Origin of the sequence: Streptomyces sp. NPDC024017 (genome assembly GCF_040638895.1) — a bacterium.
In the GTDB taxonomy this organism is placed as follows: Bacteria; Actinomycetota; Actinomycetes; order Streptomycetales; family Streptomycetaceae; genus Streptomyces.
This window is the reverse complement of record NZ_JBEZYZ010000001.1, coordinates 658,613-677,799: the sequence shown is the minus strand read 5'-3', so window position 1 is coordinate 677,799 and position 19,187 is coordinate 658,613. Positions and strand designations below refer to the sequence as shown.

General features: G+C 67.4%; 14 protein-coding genes, 1 tRNA gene and 2 pseudogenes. 9 read left to right on the top strand and 8 right to left on the bottom strand.

The window, feature by feature from the left end:
* Positions 1-330 precede the first annotated feature (330 nt).
* A complete protein-coding gene (locus AB0G20_RS03080; protein WP_361294880.1) occupies positions 331-705 on the top strand; it encodes a tyrosine-type recombinase/integrase in 375 nt (124 codons plus the stop codon).
* Between the two features lie 75 nt (positions 706-780).
* Here AB0G20_RS03080 and AB0G20_RS03075 read toward each other — a convergent pair.
* Positions 781-856: transfer RNA gene (locus AB0G20_RS03075), tRNA-Arg, on the bottom strand.
* 321 nt (positions 857-1,177) lie between these two features.
* On the opposite strand from AB0G20_RS03075, the gene AB0G20_RS03070 reads away from it, so the two are divergent.
* From AB0G20_RS03070 to AB0G20_RS03055, 4 genes are all read left to right on the top strand, one after another.
* On the top strand, positions 1,178-2,785 hold the full coding sequence (locus AB0G20_RS03070; protein WP_361294877.1) for a dynamin family protein: 1,608 nt from the start codon (positions 1,178-1,180) through the stop codon (positions 2,783-2,785).
* A gap of 3 nt (positions 2,786-2,788) precedes the next feature.
* Complete coding sequence (locus AB0G20_RS03065) at positions 2,789-4,615, top strand: YfjP family GTPase (RefSeq protein WP_361294874.1); 1,827 nt, start codon at positions 2,789-2,791, stop codon at positions 4,613-4,615.
* Positions 4,616-5,018: 403 nt separating this feature from the next.
* Positions 5,019-5,495: a single-stranded DNA-binding protein gene (locus AB0G20_RS03060; protein WP_361294871.1), complete on the top strand. Its 477-nt coding sequence runs from the start codon at positions 5,019-5,021 to the stop codon at positions 5,493-5,495.
* A 278-nt stretch (positions 5,496-5,773) separates the two neighbouring features.
* Positions 5,774-7,183 carry a Cys-Gln thioester bond-forming surface protein gene (locus tag AB0G20_RS03055; protein ID WP_361294868.1) on the top strand — a complete coding sequence of 470 codons (1,410 nt, stop codon included), beginning with the start codon at positions 5,774-5,776 and terminating at the stop codon, positions 7,181-7,183.
* A gap of 386 nt (positions 7,184-7,569) precedes the next feature.
* Here AB0G20_RS03055 and AB0G20_RS03050 read toward each other — a convergent pair whose 3' ends face one another.
* Positions 7,570-7,914 carry a hypothetical protein gene (locus AB0G20_RS03050; protein ID WP_361294865.1) on the bottom strand — a complete coding sequence of 115 codons (345 nt, stop codon included), beginning with the start codon at positions 7,912-7,914 and terminating at the stop codon, positions 7,570-7,572.
* Between the two features lie 131 nt (positions 7,915-8,045).
* On the opposite strand from AB0G20_RS03050, the gene AB0G20_RS03045 reads away from it, so the two are divergent.
* Positions 8,046-8,450, top strand: coding sequence for a hypothetical protein (locus AB0G20_RS03045; protein WP_361294862.1), 405 nt, complete (start codon positions 8,046-8,048; stop codon positions 8,448-8,450).
* Positions 8,451-8,592: 142 nt separating this feature from the next.
* On the opposite strand, the gene AB0G20_RS03040 is transcribed toward AB0G20_RS03045, so the two are convergent.
* The 3 genes and pseudogenes from AB0G20_RS03040 to AB0G20_RS03030 all read right to left on the bottom strand — a co-directional run.
* The gene (locus AB0G20_RS03040; protein ID WP_361294859.1) at positions 8,593-8,937 is read right to left on the bottom strand and encodes a CU044_2847 family protein; all 345 of its coding nucleotides are present in this window, start codon (positions 8,935-8,937) and stop codon (positions 8,593-8,595) included.
* A 33-nt stretch (positions 8,938-8,970) separates the two neighbouring features.
* Positions 8,971-9,168, bottom strand: coding sequence for a hypothetical protein (locus AB0G20_RS03035; RefSeq protein WP_361295800.1), 198 nt, complete (start codon positions 9,166-9,168; stop codon positions 8,971-8,973).
* Between the two features lie 1,460 nt (positions 9,169-10,628).
* A pseudogene (locus AB0G20_RS03030) lies at positions 10,629-11,645 on the bottom strand (CHAT domain-containing protein); the annotation flags it as partial.
* 381 nt (positions 11,646-12,026) lie between these two features.
* Between AB0G20_RS03030 and AB0G20_RS03025 the strand changes: the two are divergent.
* A pseudogene (locus AB0G20_RS03025) lies at positions 12,027-12,127 on the top strand (IS5/IS1182 family transposase); the annotation flags it as partial.
* Between the two features lie 1,344 nt (positions 12,128-13,471).
* On the top strand, positions 13,472-14,263 hold the full coding sequence (locus AB0G20_RS03020) for a hypothetical protein (protein ID WP_361294856.1): 792 nt from the start codon (positions 13,472-13,474) through the stop codon (positions 14,261-14,263).
* A 209-nt stretch (positions 14,264-14,472) separates the two neighbouring features.
* Here AB0G20_RS03020 and AB0G20_RS03015 read toward each other — a convergent pair whose 3' ends face one another.
* The 3 genes from AB0G20_RS03015 to AB0G20_RS03005 form a co-directional block, all read right to left on the bottom strand.
* Complete coding sequence (locus AB0G20_RS03015) at positions 14,473-16,161, bottom strand: sigma factor-like helix-turn-helix DNA-binding protein (RefSeq protein ID WP_361294853.1); 1,689 nt, start codon at positions 16,159-16,161, stop codon at positions 14,473-14,475.
* 747 nt (positions 16,162-16,908) lie between these two features.
* Positions 16,909-17,205 carry a hypothetical protein gene (locus tag AB0G20_RS03010; RefSeq protein ID WP_361294850.1) on the bottom strand — a complete coding sequence of 99 codons (297 nt, stop codon included), beginning with the start codon at positions 17,203-17,205 and terminating at the stop codon, positions 16,909-16,911.
* Positions 17,206-17,794: 589 nt separating this feature from the next.
* Complete coding sequence (locus AB0G20_RS03005; RefSeq protein WP_361294847.1) at positions 17,795-18,073, bottom strand: hypothetical protein; 279 nt, start codon at positions 18,071-18,073, stop codon at positions 17,795-17,797.
* 78 nt (positions 18,074-18,151) lie between these two features.
* Here AB0G20_RS03005 and AB0G20_RS03000 point away from each other — a divergent pair, with 78 nt between their 5' ends.
* Positions 18,152-18,907, top strand: coding sequence for a GntR family transcriptional regulator (locus tag AB0G20_RS03000; protein WP_361294844.1), 756 nt, complete (start codon positions 18,152-18,154; stop codon positions 18,905-18,907).
* Positions 18,908-19,187: the final 280 nt, after the last annotated feature.

The following is a 19,187-nucleotide window of genomic DNA, read 5'->3' as shown; positions in this document are numbered from 1 at the left end:
GGGCTTCTTCTTGCCCTGGGTGTTGTCGGGGATCTTGGAGAACTGGGTTTTCGCCTCAGGGGCGGTGAACTCGTGCGCCTGGTGGTCGTCGTTGGTCGTCATTGGCCACTGTTGAGCAACCGCGGACGGCCCAGGGACGGCCCGGCTCCTCGGTCTGAGGGGCCGCAGCCCGGCCTCAGCGCGAGGGACGCCTCTTCGGGGGAACCGGGCCAGGGATTACATCCTTGCCAAGGTGCTCCTTGATCAGGTACTTGAGTTCCGGCCCTTCGATGAGCTGGAGCCGACCGTGCTGGCGGGCAGCGTCATGGTTGGCCCTTTTAACAAGACGTGGTGATCAAGACTCCCTGTGTCGACGCACTCCGCCGGCACCGTGAGCGCCAGGCGGAAGAGCGCGAAGCCGCGGGGGAGCAGTGGCGGGAAACCGGCCTGGTCTTCACCACCCGGCGGGGGACTCCGATCGAGCCGCGGAACCTGAACCGGCACTTCTACCCGATCCGCGAGCGGCTCGGCCTGGACGTCCGCTTCCATGACCTGCGCCACACCTGTGTGACCCTGCTGCTGGGTCTTGGGATCCCGCCGCACATCGTCCGGGACCTCGTCGGGCATAGTGCGCTAGACGTGACGATGAACATCTACGCGCACGCCGACATGACGGAGAAGAGGGCCGCTCTGGACAAGCTGGGAGACCTGCTGTCCGGCGAGTGACGGGGCCGTTGCCGTCAGAGACACGAAACGCCCTGGAGGGGAGATCCCCTCTGGGGCGTTTTTGCTGGTAGGAGGTGGCGCCCCCGGCAGGACTCGAACCTGCGGCCAAGCGCTTAGAAGGCGCCTGCTCTATCCACTGAGCTACGGGGGCCGGGTGTGGTGGCCTCTGTCGTGGTGCCCTGGTGTGGGCCGATCCGTGACGTTGCCGGGGACAAGGATAGGGCTCCCGCGTCCTTGTCCCTGTTGCTTCGCCTCCGTGGCTCGATGTGGAGGTTCGGTGAAGCGGTCCTGATAATCGCAGGCAGGTACGAATCGTGCACCGCTTTTGGCGTCAGAGGCGTCGGGTGTTGTGCACTCGTTATGCCTGGAGTACGCCCGTGTCCCAGTCGTCCCTTCCATCCCTTGTGTTCTGTCGGCGCGCAGACATGCTCATATGCTTCAGAATTCCCCTAAAATTGGGCATTCTTCACATGTGGTGACCTTGGACGTACGGCCTCAGCTGCTCGACGCACTCTCCGCCCTGCGCGACCGTGTCGCCGCCGCACGCTTCCCGCTGCCCCTGGCGGGGGCCCCACGCGCGCGTGCCAACCGCGACGAACTCCTCGCGCAGCTCGACGACTACTTGGTGCCCCGCTTGCGGGACCCCGAAGCGCCGCTTCTGGCCGTCGTGGGCGGGTCGACAGGAGCCGGGAAATCGACGCTCGTGAACTCCCTCGTGGGGCGGCGGGTCAGCGAGGCGGGCGTGCTGCGGCCGACGACACGCACCCCCGTGCTGGTCTGCCATCCGGAGGACCACCACTGGTTCAGCGGGATGAGGGTGCTGCCCGATCTCACGCGCGTGTGGGTGCCCCAGCAGGACTCCACCGACGACCTGCTGCTCCCCGGCGAGAACCCCGCGCGCGTGCTGCGCGTCGAGACCGCCGAGACCCTCCCGCCCGGCCTCGCCCTCCTCGACGCGCCCGACATCGACTCCCTCGTCTCCGACAACCGCGTCCTGGCCGCCGAACTCATCTGCGCCGCCGACATCTGGGTCATGGTCACCACGGCCGCCCGCTACGCCGACGCCGTCCCCTGGCACATGCTGCGCACCGCCAAGGAGTACGACGTCACCCTCGTCACGGTCCTCGACCGCGTCCCCCACCAGGTCGTCAACGAGGTGTCACGGCAGTACGGGGCCCTGCTCACCAAGGCCGGACTCGGCGAGGTGCCGCGCTTCACCGTGCCCGAACTGCCCGAGTCCGCCTGGGGCGGCGGGCTCCTGCCGGCCTCCGCCGTCGCCCAGTTGCGCACCTGGCTGATCCACCAGGCCCAGGACCCCGCGGCCCGGCAACACGTCCTCGCCCGCACGGCGTACGGCGTCCTCGACTCCCTGAAATCCCGGATGCCCGAGCTGGCCGGTGCCGCCGCCGCGCAGCACGCCGCCGCACTGCGGCTCACCTCCGCCGTCGAAGGGGCGTACGACAGCGAGCACACGCGCGTGCGGGGCCGGTTGCAGGCCGGGGCGGTCCTCGCCGGGGACGCGCTCAAGCGGTGGCGCGCCTTCCCCCTGGACTGCACCGCCGGTGAACTCCTCGACGCGCTCGTGGAGAGTCTCAGTGCGCTGCTGCTGTGCGCCGTCACCGCCGCCGACGAGCGCGTCGACGACGCCTGGCGGCGCGAACCGGCCTCGGCCGCCCCGGAGCTCGCCGCACGCGAAACAGGCGCGGACAGCGCCGAGCACCGCATCGGACTCGCCGTACGGCGGTGGCGGCGGGAGCTCGAGGAGCACGCCGAGGACGAGGTGCGCGAACTCGACCGCAACCTCGCGCCCGACCCCGAGCTGGTCGCCGCCCTGGTCGCCACCTCCCTGCTGGGCGGCCGCCGGGGCCGGATGGCCGGGGAGGGACTCGCCGAGCGGATCGGCGCCCATGGCGCACTGCGGCTGCGCGACCGGGCCGGGCGGCTGCTCACCGAGCACGTGGACCGCGTCCTGCACGCCGAACGCGAGCGCCGCCTCGCCCCGCTCGACGCGCTCGACGTCCACCCCGAGCCCCAGGCCGAACTCATCGCCGCGCTGTCCGTACTGCAGAAGGAGAGGTGACCGGTGACCGCCGTCACTGACCAGGACCCCACCGAGCACGCCGATCAGCCGGACGACGGCGCCCACAAGGCGGGGACCGCCGGCCGCCCCTCCCGCGGCGCCTCGGACGGCGAGCGCGCGGCGCGCCCCGACTCCGCCGAGCCCTGGGACGACGGGCTCATCGCGCGCCGGGTCAACGAGACAGCCGAAGGAGACCGGTTCCCCATGACGGACAACCGCTCCGCCGTCCCGCCGACGGTGACCCCACTGGTGTACGAGGGGCATCTGCGCTCCCGGCTGGAGGCCCTGCGCGAACTCGTGGGGCTCTCCCGCACCCGGCTCGACAGCCGGACCCTGTCGGAGGCCGGCCGGGTGCTCGACGAGGCGTCAGCGCGGCGCAGACTCTCCGGGCAGCACACCGTCGTCGCCATCGCGGGCGCCACCGGCAGCGGCAAGTCGCAGCTGTTCAACGCGCTCGCCGGCGTGACCATCTCGGAGACCGGCGTACGCCGTCCCACCACCGCGGCGCCCATCGCGTGCAGTTGGAGCGACGGGGCCGCCGGCCTCATCGAACGGCTCGGCATCCCGCCCCGGCTGCGCCGCCGGCCGCTGCCGAGCGGCGACGGCGAGTCGCCGCTGCGCGGACTCGTCCTGATCGACCTGCCCGACCACGACTCCGCGGCCGTACAGCACCGCCGGCACGTGGACCGCATCCTGGCGCTCGTCGACGCGGTCATCTGGGTCGTCGACCCGGAGAAGTACGCCGACGCCGTCCTCCACGAGCGCTACCTGCGGCCGATGGCGGCCCACGCCGAGGTCATGTTCGTCGTCCTCAACCAGGTCGACCGACTGCCCGGGGAGGCCGCCGAGCAGGTCCTCGACGATCTGCGGCGGCTCCTCGACGAGGACGGAATCGCCCTCGGCGAGTACGGCGAACCGGGCACCACCGTGCTCGCGCTGTCCGCGCTCACCGGGGACGGCGTCGGCGAACTGCGCGAAGCCCTCGGCCAGTTCGTCTCGGAGCGCGGGGCGGCGAACCGCCGCATCTCGGCCGACGTGGACATCGCCGCGGCCCGGCTGTGGCCCGTCTACGCCACCCAGCGGCGGACCGGGCTCAGCGAACAGGCCCGGGAGGAGTTCTCCGACCGGCTCGCGGACGCGGTGGGCGCCACGGCGGCGGGCGAGGCGGCCGAGCGGGCGTGGCTGCGCAACGCCAACCGCGCCTGCGGGACGCCCTGGCTGCGGCTGTGGCGCTGGTACCAGGACCGCGGCGAGCCCACCACGGGCCGGCTCCCCTCGCGCACACAGGCCGACGAGGAGGCCACCGCACGGCAGCGGGTCGAGCAGGCGGTGCGGACCGTGGCCGACCGGGCGTCGGCCGGGCTGCCCGCGCCCTGGGCGCAGGCGGTGCGCGAGGCCGCCGTCCGCGGCTCACAGGGGCTGCCCGAGGCGCTGGACGAACTGACCGTGCGTGCGGGCGTGCCGACGGGGCGGCCGCCGCGCCCGGGGTGGTGGCCGGTGGCCGTCCTCACCCAGGCGTCCATGACGATCCTGCAGTTCCTGGGCGGGTTGTGGCTGCTGGGCCAGATCATCGGGGTCATGCCGCCGAACCTGGGTGTTCCGGTGCTGCTGATGGTGATCGGCATCGTCGGCGGCCCGCTCATCGAGTGGAGCTGCCGGATGGCGGCCCGCGGCCCGGCCCGGCGCTACGGCCTGGAAGCGGAACGCCGATTGCGGGAGGCGGCGGCCGGATGCGGCAGGGCCCGGGTACTGGATCCGGTGGCGGCGGAACTGCTGCGGTACCGGGAGGTCCGGGAGCAGTACGGGAGGGTGGTGGGGGCGGGGCGGTGACACTACGGCGGTGAGGAGCGGGGGTGGAGGGGCCGCTACGGCGGTGAGGTGCGGGGGTGGTGGGGCCGCTACGGCGGTGAGGTGCAGGGCGGGGCGGTGACTCCGGGGCGAGGCGGCTGTGACGGGCCGCCGGTGTCGCCGCCGCGGCTCCTACGCCGCCCGGCCCCCGGATCCCCCCCCGGATCCCCCCGGATACCCGCCCCCGGGATGCCGCCCCCCCCCGCCACCCGCGCTCGGCGTCACCCCTGCGAGTGGCGGCGTTGTCCACAGGCGGGCGGTGATCCACAGCGCTCAGCGGGCCCGGCCCGGCGGCGGCAGTCTGGCAGACGCAGCCGTACGGGACGGGCCCGTACGCGTGTCGGCCCGGTGCGGGTGCCGCAGTCCGGGCGAGGGAGGGTTCGCGATGAACGAGACGATGGTCTGCGCGGTCGGCAGGGTGGCGACGCAGCCGGTGTACCGGGAGATGGCGTCCGGCCCGTCGGCGAGGTTCCGGCTGGCGGTGACCGCGCGTTACTGGGACCGCGAGAAGAACACGTGGACGGACGGGCACACCAACTTCTTCACGGTGTGGGCCAACCGCCAGCTGGCCACCAACACGGCGGCGTCGCTGACGGTCGGCGAGCCCGTGATCGTGCAGGGAAGGCTGAAGGTGCGGACCGACGTACGCGAGGGGCAGAGCTGGACCTCGGCGGACATCGACGCGGTGGCGATCGGCCACGATCTGGCCTGGGGCACCTCGGCCTTCAGGCGCGCCGGCAAGGCGGAGACGATGCCCACGCCGACGTCACCGGAGCCCAACTGGGAGACAGCTCCGGAGGGTTCCGCGGAACCTGTGGCCACACAGACTCAACACCAGCCGGAGACAGCTGTCTTGACGTGACGTCAGTCACCGAGCCGCCTGCCCGAACTGCGGCTTATCGGCGAGTGCACACCGAACAGCCGGTGGTGGATTTGTCGATAAGCCCTGCTCACAGGGGGACTTGGCGATAACGATTCCGAGTCGGATTTCCCGTCCGACCGCCTGACCGGCGGGCGGGGTCCCCCGCGTCCCTAGGATGCCGGACATGGTTCTCGGGACTCTTGTGTCCTGTGAGGCTTCTGATTCTGCTGGTGGGACCGTCCCCCCACGTCAACGGGTCCTGCTCGAAGGGGAATTTGGTGCTTGCTTCGTTCTCTGAGCTCTTCGAACGCCGACGAGGGGCGGCCCGCCTCGCCACCGCGACGGTGGTGTCCGGGCTCGTCGCCGCGGGCGGGCTGGCCGGTGCCGGCCGGGCGGCCGCCGACGAGACGACGCAGAGACAGGGCGGAGCGGCCGCGACGATAGACGGCCTCAAGACCTACGGAGCGGCCGTCATACACGCCGGCACCGGCGACCAGGAGATCTCGGCGGGCCTGTTCGAGATGTCCGTCGACGGCGGCGGCATGCTGCAGACGTACTGCGTCGACCTCCACAACCCCACGCAGCGGGACGCCAAGTACCACGAGACGCCCTGGAGCGGCACGTCCCTGGGCGCCAACAAGGACGCCGGCAAGATCCGCTGGATCCTGCAGAATTCCTACCCGCAGGTGAACGACCTCGCGACGCTGGCGCGCAAGGCGGGCGTGCGCGGTGCGCTGACCGAGCAGGACGCGGCGGCCGGCACGCAGGTGGCGATCTGGCGCTACTCGGACGACGTGCCCGTCGACGCCCTCGACCCGCAGGCCGAGCAGCTCGCGGACTACCTGGAGAAGAGCGCCCGCCAGCTGCCCGAGCCCCAGGCCTCGCTCACCCTCGAGCCCGCCGCGGTCTCCGGCCGGCCGGGGGAGCGGCTCGGACCGGTGACCGTGCGCACCAACGCCGGCAGCGCGACGGTCACCCCGCCCGCGGACGCCGCGACGAGCGGGGTGCGGATCGTCGACAAGCAGGGCAAGGCCGTCACCTCCACGCCCGACGGCGGGCAGGTGTTCTTCGACGTGCCCGAGGACGCGGCGGCGGGCACGGCGGAGCTGGCCGTGCAGGCCTCGACCACCGTGCCGGTCGGCCGTGCCTTCGCCTCCGAGAGTCGCAGCCAGACGCAGATCCTGGCCGGCTCCAGCGAGTCGACGGTGTCCGCGACGGCCGCGGCGACCTGGGCGAAGCAGGGGCCGATCCCGGCGCTGTCGGCGGCGAAGAACTGCGCCGAGGGCGGTGTCGACATCATCGCGTCCAACAAGGGCGACGAGCCGTTCACCTTCGAGCTGGCCGGCCTGGAGCACACCATCGCCGCGGGCGAGTCCCGCACGGTGACGGTCCCGCTCCAGGAGGACCAGGCCTACGACTTCACGATCCACGGCCCCGGCGGCTTCGAGAAGCGCTTCACCGGCATGCTGGACTGCCAGACCCGCGGCAGCGCCACCGGCACCACCACCCAGACCCTCAGCGAACCGAGCCCGGCGACGGTGGGCGGCACGGCCACGGACACCAACCTCGCCGAAACGGGCGGCTCCGGCATGACCCCCCTGATCGCGGGCGTCGCCATCGGCTTCGTCCTGATCGGCGGGGCGACGCTGATCGTGCTGCGGCGCAGGGAGGCGACGGCGGGGGAGTGACTCGCGGCGTACGCCGCATCGGCCTCCGGCGCCGAGGTGGTGCTGCTCGCGCAGGGGCGGGTGCGTCCGGCCTTCGAGGTGACTGAGCGTCGGCGGCCGTCCCGTGCGACCGGCCTTGCCTCCCCCTCAGTCGCGAAACCCCAGATCACAGCCCCCACGCCCTACGGACGACCACCGATGGGCAGCCGAACGGCAAGGTGCGGGCGCCGGCCGGAAGGCCCCGGACGAATCATGGTCCGGAGCCTTTGCCCCAGACACACACACCGTCGGGTGCACGGCCGGGCCCGAGGCCGGGACCCGAACGGGGCGTGCAGCCACGGGAGCCCGGCCGCCCGCCGGCCGTCGGTCACCGGAAGCCGGGCCGGTGCGGATCCGTCCAGCGGTCCTCACCGGTGAGCCCGAGCAGCCGCACCCGGTGCTGCAGATCCTCCGATGCGCCCGACTCGCACCGAAGCGTGGCCGAGGAGCCAGGCGACCAGTTCGGCGCGCAGCTCCTCCTCCTCCTCGTGCTCGTACCAGCCGACGCTCCACGGCAGCCTCTCGCCCAGGAGCTCGTACTCCCATTCCGAGGCCGCCTCGACGAGACGTCGGCCGCTGCGGTACCCGGTCTGCTCTTCCCAGTCGGCGAGCCAAGGGCTGAGCGTTCCGGACGCCTCGGCACACATCGCGAAGACCTGGTGCACCGGGACGGCCGCATCGGGATCGGTGAGGGTCTGTACCCACCCAGGCATGCAGGAATTCGCGTACGGAATCGGCCTCTTCTTCGGGCCATTGTTGCCAGCGGCCGCGGGCCAGGGGTTTCCGCCCGACCGGCGACCAGGACGGTGGCGAACTGCGGCAAGACGCGGCGCAGCACAGCCGCGTGATCGGTCCAGTCGATGGCCTGCCAGGTCCGGCGCAGAAGGTCCGGCTCCAACTCCACATCCGGCGTCTTCAGAAGGGAGAGTTCTTCCGGGCTGCCCCAGTGGCATTCGCAGTTGTGCTCGTCCACGAGAAGGGGCGGTGCATCCGGGTGCTCGCGGGGCGCGGGCACCGGTTCGACGATGTTGTTGTCGTACCCGATGTGAGCGGCGTGCTCGCGGTCAGGGGGCCGGAGTCGAACTGGGGGCCGATGACCTCGTGGTCGCTGCGGATCGAGAACTCAACCCCCGAGCTGAAGAGCACTTCGTCGCTTCAACAACCAGCCGAATCACCGGTCACAGCAACTGCGGCTGCAGTACTAGGCAGCCAGTTCGAAGCTGCTGATGTACCAGCTCAAGTCGGCTGAGCGTCTGGATGACGGAGGTGCATGACGCAGTTCGACCATGCAGCTTGACGCCGCCAACTACCGGCCCGCCGTAGAAAGGTTGGACGAGCCTCAGGGGGTGCCGGCGGCCAACGCGAGGGCGAATTGCTCCGCTTCCTACTCCTCAAGAACTTTTGGCGGGCCTCGGATCGTCACGGTGCCAGGTGAGTGTGACAGTGAAATTGGCAGTGGCGCTCGCTGCAGCAATAAACGCGCCTGCTTCGGCGTGCAGGTTGAGGCCGAACTCGACTTGGACCTCGTTGGGAGACTGCGCTGCAGATTGAATATGGGACACTACCGCATGCATGGCGGGTTGCACGCGGTATATAGCGTCCTCGAATGTGCGTTGAGCGCGTTCGGAGACATGAGTCGCGGAAATTCCACGCGTCACCACCCCAGTCGACCGGTCGTTGACCTCGACGAGAATAGCGGTGCCATCATCGGTAGGGAATTCAAAAAGCCGCCCCATGGGTTCTCCTTCTTTGCCCGGGAGACACTGGAATTATCGAAATGCCCACACTCTGACAGCGCGCTGAGTACCGCTGGCCAGGTAGGTGCCGTCTGGGCTGAACGCCAACGAAAGAACAGGATCCTCGTGAAACATTCTGCAGACCAAACGTGCGTTGGTCGTATCCCAGACGCGCGCTGCCCGGTCTTCGCTGCCCGTGGCGAGCTGGGTACTGTCCGGGCTGAACGCCACTGATGTGACGGTTGCCTCATGGTCCAACTCGTGGACCTGACCTGAGACCCAGAGGCGGGTTTGGTATCAACACTGCAACCGGCAGCGGCACACTTGCCGTCTGGGCTGTACGCCACTGAATTCAAAAACCGGATGGGCTCTTCAAAGACCTTCTCGGCTGTGTCCACGCGCCAAACATGTAGCCCTGCTTGATCAGCCACGAGCAATCTGGTGCCGTCCGCACTGAAGGTCACTGCCTGCACGAATCGCTGCTCGGACCAGAAAATCCTTTCGGCGGTCTCGGCATCCCAGATGCAGGCCAAGTCATGAGCTCCGGTGGCGAGGCATGTGCCATCCGGACTGAATTCCGCTGCGGCCACTCCGCGGCCGGTCGGGATCCTGAGAATTTTATCGCCCGTATGGGTGCTCCATATGGCGACATCTTTTCCGCTATGACCGACGAGACGCGTGCCGTCCGGACTGAATGCCACCATGTAAGAAGCCCGCTTCTTTCCTGTCTTGATATTCAACGGCTCGCCACCGGACCTGCTGTAAACGCTAATCTGCGCACCAGCCCAGGTGTCGACAGCCAGGTACTGTCCATTTGATTCCCAGGCCAATGCACCGCAAGGGCTAGCGATGTCGAGTATCTTTTCTGCGGAGCTAGGCGATGATTCACCATGCTCAGAGGTTGGCTGGGCGCCTCTCTGACGGTCAAGAAACCTGTTGCGACGCTCTACACACCTGTTGCGACGATGTTTGCTGTCCTTGTATCCGGTACCCTCAACTGTCAGGTCGCCATAGCAGTTGATCGCGGAATCCCAGTCTCCGGAGCGTTCGGCTGCGCGAGCCTGGGTGTACAGGCTTTCTAGATATGCTGTGCGCTTTTCATTTGCCACTTCTTGGCGAGCACGCGTGGTCAGTCCGTCGCGGTCGGAGGCGCCGGGGGCCAGTTGGTCGAGTTCTTCACTGACCTCGAGTACGGCCTGCCATTGCCCTGTGCTGGCACGGGAGCGCAATTCCTCTTCGAGTTGGGCGATGTGCTGACGGCCGAGGCAGAAGTCGCGTCGCGAGACGGTATCCCTATAATCTGGATCCTCCTGCATGATCTGTTCATAGCGGTCGATCGCGGGGGGCCAGGCTTCAGATTCTTCAGCCTCTGTTGCTCGGTCGTAGAGCTCGATCAGTCGCTCCTGCCTGACCGCATAATCACGCAACATGCTGGCGTCGCTATTGTTCGGGTCGAGGGTGAGCAGGTCGTCAAGCAACACGATGGCCTTGGTGGGGTGGTCGTTGCCCAACTCTGCTTCAGCTATGGCGTAGAGCATGCGCAATCCAGCCTCGCGTTGCGTACTTTCCTCCGGCGACGGCTGCTGCTGGGGGCCTGGTCGCCGCAGTGATATAGGCAAGGTAAACAGAAGGTTGGCTTCGCCGCGAACGTACAACACGGGAGTGATCCACTCCAAAGAACTGCTGCCGCCAAGCATGGCGATTCGTCCACTCCTGACGGAATCGTCGATAGGATGACCGTACGCCAGTGCAGTGTAGAGCCCCTGCGCGAACCGCACTGAGGCACGGTCGCTAACCGAAAACTGCATTGCTGCCACCGAGCTAATTCCGCCACGAACAAGGGCGGCTCCGACGCTTGAGAATCCGTCGCGAACCCCTCCTTGAGCGGACGCGCAGGAATTAAGCACCATTAGCCGAGGTGCGGGCTTGGTCACCCTGATAAGGTCCGCCAGGTGAGATGCTCCAACCTTATGAGCGCTACCGCTCTCGCCCACGAGCGCGATCCGCCCCTCTTCGGAGCGAATGTCGTAGTCGCCATGGCCGATGAAGTGGAGTATGTGCCATGGGCCATTGAGGAGACGGTCGTGCAACCTGCTCCAGGTTGCGTCTGCCAACCAGTTCAACTCGACGCGATCAGCGGCGACTTGCTCTGCCAGTGCCTCCTCCAAGTGTTCGCGTTCGGCGTTGGTGTCTAGCTCGGGGAGATCGGTCGGAGAGGCAATTACTGCCAGGATCCGCAGCGGCGGCTGCACAGGTAGAGGTTTGGGCGTGTGTGAGGCGGCAAGGTGTCTAACCAACGGCTCCTGTCGGCACACGTAAGTGTCGGTGTGCGGGTCGAATAGAGCCTCCCAGGGGAGGAGCGTCAGCTCTGGTGGCTCCAGTCTCAACACTATTTGCAGGCTTTCCTGTCGCTCTTGCGCCACGCTCCGACTCGCGTGATAGGTTCCCGAAACCGGGCCGCCGAATAGCGCGTCGAACAGTTGGTGCCCCACACGTTGCACGTCCTGCTCATCTGCCGATGCCACCCGTCGCGCTGGGATGGCGGAGGCCAGCACCGTGTTCTCTAGTGCACGGCGTTGCGCCAGCAACTCGTCAACGTTGAGATGTAGTGGCGCTCGGGGCTCTCCGCCAGCAGCAGCCTTCACCACCCGCACCTCGTACTCCCGCGGGTGAAGCTGGCATATCTGCAGTTCCAGGATCGTGGCCATAGCCACCCCCGTTCCTGGCAACACTCACACGGCCGTACTGTCTCGCACAGTGACCCTCGTAGCGGAGAGCGGCTTGTCTCCCTACACCTCCATGATGCGGCGAGGCCAATAAGCTTGCACGTCGGCCCGATGTTGAACCTTCAACACGGTCAGCGCCTTGTTCGTCGGGCAATCAGGATGTCCTGCGCTGCGTAGCTGAGAGCATGCCTCCTTTCCTCAAGCGTCCCCCAGCGGCGGCAGGTAGACGAAACACCGCAGTCGGCAGGTGGGGAATCGGGCCGCTGTAAATCTGCGCCTCTTGCGGATGCCGGTGCCGTCAGTGGCTCCGCACTTGGACGAGGGCTGCCCCTCGCAGCAGACGCATGCAGGCCATGAGTTGGGCTCAGTGCGGCCCGCGCTTACCGGATCATCAGGATCTGCGAACGCCAGGGCATTCCCATCCTCGCCGACCGCGCCTACAGGGAGTCGGCCCGTGGGTGACGGCACCCCTCCAGACGCCCGCACGGCCGTGACCTCATCCCGAACCAGCAAACCGTCAACCGAGTGTTGCTGGGTGGTTGGAAGTTGTCAGAGCCGCGGGCCAACTTCTGTCGGCCCATGGGGAGAGAAACGCGTCAGGACCGCGTGCCACAGCCGTGCCAGATACAGGGGTCAACAGCGGTCAACAAGGGTGACTAGCGGCTGCATCCGTGTCGGCTAACTCGACCAGCGAAGCCGCAGGTCACCTGACGTGCGGCCAGCCGCTCTCCTAAAAGCTGTACTCAACCAGCCGTGGACTATTCGCGGACTCGTCCACCCTCAACTGCCGCATGCAGGGCCGTGACCTGCCGCGTTGCCCAGGTCCGAAGCGGCCTCCGGAGGCGCGTGCTACTGAAGGGGAGTGCCAGGAGACAGCACTGCCGACGTGGCGGCATGCTCGCGCAAGCAGCCCACCAGCTATCGCCGCCAGCATCCGTGACGAGAACACTCCATCTTGCGGGGTTGGCGCATGGTACGGCCCAAGCAGACTCGCACCGCGCTCATGCGGGTTCGGGCTTATGGTGGCTCGTTCGGCTCCGACGCCCATACCATCCTCAAATGACCGACACGTCAGGGGCGTTCGCTGTCGCCGCTCTCAGCTTGGCTGTGTCTGCGGTGTCACTCAGTTGGCAAGTCGCGAGCCACTTCCTGAGCGCGGCCCGGGTGCGCTGCGAGCTATCGATCGCGATCCATGACGATGGAGACCCTGTCCCATCCGTCGTTTCTGAGTTAGTCGATCGCACTACAACGGACCTTCAACGCGTCCAAGGCTCAGAGTTCGATTCATACGTGCATGACGCATTCAGTGTGGTCGTACGCAACACTGGCCGTGGACCTGTAAGTGTGCGCGTGCCGTGCATATCTGACAGACGGCGCTCCTACTGGGGCGGCGCACCTTCTCGTGTCAGAGCAATCGACTTCACGATGGACGGCAGCATCTGCCGCCTGGAGCCTGGCGAGGCGAAGACCTGGCTATTACCCATGTGGGAGATCATCGAAGCCATAAGCGCCTCCCGTCCCGGTGAGCCTCTGACCTGCCGGGCCGCAGTCCTGCTCGGCACGGGAAAGTGGGTGAAGGGCAGCCGCGCCAACTCATGGCGTGTCCCCGCAGGGATCACAAGCCTGAGACCCTAGACGTGTGCTTGCGCTTGCAGCGACGACATGGGATTCCTCGTTGAGAGTGATCTTTGTCCTGGCCACGGAGTGTGTCCTTGTTTCCCGCGCTTCTCGCCCGGCCCGCAACCAGCGGCGTACCGGAAGAGTAGAACACCCTGCGCGCTGAGGCCGCAGCGCGAGATCATCTGCGTATGGAAGCCGAAGCGATTGCAGCGTTCACGGCGGCCGGCGTCGCGGCCGCAGCCGTCCCCGCCACCCTGGTCGTCGGCCGGTGGCAGGTACGGGCAGCGCTTCGAGCAGCGGCGCATACTGCCCGAGTAGGGAGGTCCCAAGCTGAGGCCAGCTACAGGGCGGCGCTCGACGCCGTACAAGCGCAGGGGCTCAACGAACACGACCAGTGGAGGCGAGGCATCCGGAGAGACGCGTACGCCGCTTTCCTGCAAGCGGTTCTGGGCGTCACGGAGCACGCTCACAAACTTCATGGTCAGGGCTTGAATGACCCGCTGGAGGTCCCTGCCGCTGTTGCTGCCTCCAAGCCGCTGACCACTGATATGTCACAGAAGAACTGGGTGGTGAGACTCGAAGGTCCGGACGAGGTGTCGACCGCCGCCCAATCTCTACAGGACAGCGCGGAAGCACTCTTGGAAACGGCCAGGGAACGGGCAGTATGGGGCTACGCCCGTGCTCTGTTGGAGCAGCAAAGCAGCAGCCACCCGGAAGAGGGGGCCCTTATCCGGGCACTCATCCCGAGGGTTTCGGCAGCATGGGATGCGATCGGCACCCCCGAGTTCACGGACGAGGCAAACGAGGCACTAACGTCGATGCGACGTCTTCTCAGGGTGGTCGGCATCGACGTTGGCCTTCTTGTGTCGTTGGTGAGAATGCCTGACCTGTACGGCATCCCGCGCACACACAACGCCCTCAACGAAGCGATCGAAGCCTTCCTCGCCGCAGCACGCGGCGCACTGCACACCGAGGCGTGACGCTCGGCCAAGCTACCGGCCGAGACACAAGGCCTCGGCGAAGAAGTTGTTTGCCCTTTCCCGGGGTGCCGCACCCGCTTCGCGAACACCACCCAGCCGGCCTCGAACCGCAGGACCTTCACCCCGGCGGGGCACGATGATGTGGGGGCGGGTGCCGTCGAGGACGAACCTGACGGCCGGGTGGTCGCAGTGGATGACGCCCCGGAGCTCTAGGGCGCGGCTACCAGCAACGTTTCTCCGACAACCATGGCTCGCCATAGGTCCGGCACACAGCCGAGTAGCAGTCGCAGTCGCCGCTGCTGGTTCGACAGCAACCAGGTGAGCAGGACCCGCGCCGTGAGAGATTGCTTGAGCTCGAACGCGGAATCCACGGCGGCGAGCTCTTTCAGCGCCGCCTCAAGCCTTCGCCGCGCTTCCTGGGAACCGTGTACGAGGTAGTTCCTTGATTCCTTGAGTACCGTGAACCGCGCGATAGTCTCATCTCCCACAGCATTGAGTTCCGCCTGGACATCCGGTCGCATCCAGCCGTCAGTGACACGCGGGTCGCCACCTCCGAGCTTGTCGAGGTACATGTCGGTTAGAACCTCATCCACGGTCGGCGGGCTCTGTGCCAGGGCCGTCCTGTGCTTCGTTTTGAGTGCAGGATCGGCAAGTCGTCGCCCGATGGCCGACCCGTCCAGCGCCACCGCCGCGCGGATCCAGTTCCGACGCCGGAACTCGAACTCCTGCATAAACTCCTTGAGGAACCGTTCTAGGTGCGCGGATCGGTCCGCGGGCCGAAGTTCGACCAACGCACCCAGGGACCGGTCGATCTCCTGCTGGGCGTGGTGCAGTGCCGTCGCCGCCTTCGGGGTCCCAGCCCGCTCTCTACTTCGAATGGCAGCAATGGCAGCCCCATTGGCGATTGCGGCCCGTTTCGCCGCGGTCCACCCTCGATAATGGAGACGTACCGACGGCGCGGACGGGCGCCTGCGGCCGGACCGCTCCTCCGCCTCGACCCAGGAGGCGTATCCCTCGAACGTGGCGGGGCTACCAACAGACTGCGCATCACGAAGAAAGTCCGCCACAGCTGCGGGATAGTCCTGAGACTCGAACAGGAGCAACCCTTCTGGGCGTCCTCGGGAATCAGGGGTGAGACCGAGTGCAATCTGAGCCTTAGCCCAGGAGCCTTCGCCTAGCCGCTTCATGATGGTCTGGCTAGTGGGAGGCCACGGCCTAGCCCCCTTGCTGGACCCCATCCCGAGTTCTTTGAGGATGGAGTCCCGTCGGGCGTTGTAGCGTGCTGCAGATATGCCGACCTGTGCTCCGGACCGTACAAGCTCCTGGGCGGCGTGGACTAGGCCGAGGATGTCCGCAACTGTGTTCGGCTCGACCCCCTCCCTCAGGAGGGCCTGGCCCGTCCCTTCGAGCTCATCCAGGTCCATCTCATGTGCCGCGCCGCTTCGGTCGGTGCTAAGCCCACGTTCACGGGCAAGGGCGTACCAGACGGCGCCCTCGAGCGCCGTGAGGGAGAACGCAAACTCCTGCACGTCCACGTCGAAAAGCACCTTGGCTTCAGCGATCGCCTGACGCACTACTGGCGACGCAACCTCGGGATACAAGAGAGCGAAGCGCGCCTCAACATCGCTGCGGCTTGCTCCCCCTTCCGCCAGGTTGACAATGCCCTTCTGGTGGGCTGCCAAGAATTCACTGACCTGACCAGTCAGCTCCTCGGCCCGCGCCTCACGTCGAGCACTGCGCGCAGCCGACGCTGAGACGGCTGCGTTCCCCTTGCTGACGATCTGCCGCACCCGCTCTCTGGAGACGCCGAACAGCTCACCGATCTCCTGCAAGGTGCTGCCAGCCGCATATCGCTTGCACATCTCCAGATCACGAACCTGGTTTGACCGCTGGCTCATACCATCTGCCCCCTCCAGTACACCGCTCTCACGACGGCCCCCCGCCCACCAGTCACAATGCAGAGGCTATCCCCGGGCAGTGGTACTCCGGAGCATCGAACGCGAAGGAGCCGCCGCCGTCACTGCCCCACGGGCGTACCAGTTCGAGCGCGGAGTAGCGGGGTGTCAAAGTGAGAGCGGCCGAGCCCGGGCAGGCGCGCTCCCTGCCACTTGGGACGATGCGGCCAGGCCACGTATCGCGAGGGCTGAAGCAGCAGGTTGACTCACCGATCCTTCCCGAGGGACGGCAGTCCGCCGGACACCGTCCGAACGCTGGTAGTAACCCGCACTACGCGCAGCGGCTGCTTCGTGGGCTGAGGCTCCAACTTGGCCTTGCTTGCTGCTGCGGTCCTCCTTGCGGCCTGACGAGCCATGAGTTTGAGCGCCTTCTCCCGCTGCGCCATTGCCGCCTTGTGCCGGGCCATGGCCTCATCGGCCGACTCGCTTTTCGCGGGCTTGGTCATGATCCCCCTTGACGACGCGCCTCACCGTGCTGTCGATGGTCGGCTCAATGCGTCACCTCGGCAAGGGAAAGCGCGACACTAGCCCCGACATCAGCAGAACTCAGCCCGGATCGAACTTCTAAGGTGGTAGTCACCAGGTCCGCCCCCCCCACGGGCGTGCCGATTGCACGCCGGATGAGAGCAGGAAGCCCCGGACCATTGCCGAGGCTCCCTGCCGCACTGCACATCGCTGTCGCTCAGGCCCTCAAGGGCGGACAGGCGCAACCGGCGTGCGTCCGCGGCTGGTCGCTACACGCAGCACGTCTCGCAATGCGCTGGTCAGTTGGGCAGCGAGAAGGTTCAGCTCCTCCGGGTCCTCGGTCTCGTCGTCGAGTACCTGATCTGACTGCTCAAGCAGTTGGGACGCCAAGCCGAGTTGGAACGCCTCGATGTGGTCCGCCAGGCGGGAGACGTAGCCGCCTTGGTCATCGGTGCTCAAGTAGCACGGTTTGCCGTCCGGCCCTGCCCACGGGAGAAGTCTCAGTTCGTCATGTGCCGTCATCCCCGTGTGCCCCTCTCGGTGATTTCGGCGTTGAGTGCCTGCGTGCCACTCGATGCCGAGCCGCTCGCCGCGTCGCCTCTGGGCTGAGGCCGGCCGGGTGCCGTGTGGCACAGGCAGACGCAAGCCTCGTAAATCAAGGGAAGGTCAACCGGCGCCAATTCAGGCGACGACTCAGCGCAGGCGTGGTGCGTGCCGATCTGGCACGCAGTCGAGCGGTACGTGGTAGCCGAGGCGTCCGGGCCAAGAGATTGCCCCCGTGATGGCATCACTGAACCCCCAGGAGGGTCGACCTGGCGTCGGCCGGGAGATAGGGGGCGAGGACGACCCTAGGTCGCCGTACGCGTTCTTCTTGCGCCAGTACGTACGGACGGACAAGTGTGGTGTCCTCACCCCGGAGCGGCTGCCAGTGACCCACCCTGTCGAGAGCCTGGCCCAGGACGACCGTCGACTCGTCGGCGGATGTAGCGGAAGCGGGAGCAAGCGTCAGCCGAGACGGCCGTAAGGGGCGGCGGTGCCTGCCCTTGGGAAAGTACCGCGCTCTGGTGAGCGAGGCGGCACGGCGGATACGGTTGAGCACGCTGGTCAGCTCCTATCGCTGATGGCTCGGTCCCCCGACATCGCCCGTCGTGGGGACCGCTTTGTGTACGACCGCCCAGAGGGTGCGGTCGTTCAGGCTGGTGGCGAGGAGCCCGAACCGATCGGCTTCAGTCACCGCCTCCAGGACCTCCCGCCATAAGTCGGCGGTGAGTGAGTCCGGTACCTCCGCCTCGACCGACGTGTGCCGGTCGTGCTCCTCCACGCGCGCGGGAAGCCCTAGGTCGGACAGTCGGGCAGCGATGGCTGCCGCGCGAACTCCCGAAGCGGGCACAGGGCAGCCTCCGTCACCGGCGATCACTTTGAGTGAAGTTAGTTAACTAGATTAGAGCTAGTGGACTAGATTTTCCATATGCCTGAGCAGCCGCCCTACCTCCGCATCGCCGACGAACTCCGGCGGCGCATCGCGGAGCACGTGTGGGAGCCCGGGGACCGACTGCCCTCCCGCGCCCAGATCGGCCAGGAGTGCGGCGTGGGCGAGAACGTGGTTCGCCGGGCGCAGGAGCTGCTGATCTCCCAGGGCGTACTGGAAGGCCGCGCCGGATCGGGGACGTACGTCGCCGAGCCCCGGCAGCGGGTGCGGGTCGTCCGGTCGTCTGCGCGCGAGCGGCCCGAGAAGTCGCCCTTCCGTGCGGACATGAAGGCCCTGGGCAAGCAAGGCGACTGGGAGAGCAGGACCGACGCCAAGGTGCCGGCCCCGGCCGACATCGCTACGCGGCTGGGCATCGCCGAGGGCGATCTGTGCGTCAGGACGTCATACGAGTTCCTGGCCGACGGCAGGCCGGTGCAGCTGTCGACGAGTTGGGAGCCGTACGACCTCACCGCAGGCACTCTTGTCGTTCTCCCCGAGGGAGGCCCCCACGCCGGGGCCGGTGTCGTGAACCGCATGGCTGCTATCGGCGTCACCGTCAGCCACGCCGTGGAACAGCCGGAACCGCGACAGGCGACCGCCGAGGAGGCCTCTCTTCTGGGCATCCAGAAGGCCGCACTCGTCACGCACATCCGGCGGACGTACTACAGCGACCAGGGGCGACCCGTCGAGACAGCGGACATCATCGTGCCCGCTGCTCACTGCGAGGTCGTCTACGAGATCCCGATCAACCGGTAGGCGCAGGCTTCGCGCGCGGGCTGCGGCGGTGCTTCGGCGCGTCCACGTCTGTCAAGTGGTGAGGGCGGTCAGCCCTGCCGTTCACGTCGCGACGGTGGCCCAACCCCCGTACAACGCTGCCATCGAGTGATCACCCCTGGGCCGTCTCTGGGCCGTGCGAGGGCGCCCGAGGCCGACCAACGGCGACCGACAGTGACAGGCGAGACTCGGCCGTCTATCACAAAGACCCAGGTCAGGCCCGCGCAGCTATACGCGTTTCCACCCAGGCCTGGCGGTACGG

Coding starts and splice junctions, on each gene's coding strand:
- AB0G20_RS03020 (WP_361294856.1), top strand. CDS start 13,472: ATGGAAGCCGAAGCGATTGCAGCGTTCACGGCGGCCGGCGTCGCGGCC.
- AB0G20_RS03040 (WP_361294859.1), bottom strand. CDS start 8,937: ATGGGGCGGCTTTTTGAATTCCCTACCGATGATGGCACCGCTATTCTC.
- AB0G20_RS03050 (WP_361294865.1), bottom strand. CDS start 7,914: ATGCCTGGGTGGGTACAGACCCTCACCGATCCCGATGCGGCCGTCCCG.
- AB0G20_RS03015 (WP_361294853.1), bottom strand. CDS start 16,161: ATGAGCCAGCGGTCAAACCAGGTTCGTGATCTGGAGATGTGCAAGCGA.
- AB0G20_RS03060 (WP_361294871.1), top strand. CDS start 5,019: ATGAACGAGACGATGGTCTGCGCGGTCGGCAGGGTGGCGACGCAGCCG.
- AB0G20_RS03010 (WP_361294850.1), bottom strand. CDS start 17,205: ATGACGGCACATGACGAACTGAGACTTCTCCCGTGGGCAGGGCCGGAC.
- AB0G20_RS03000 (WP_361294844.1), top strand. CDS start 18,152: ATGCCTGAGCAGCCGCCCTACCTCCGCATCGCCGACGAACTCCGGCGG.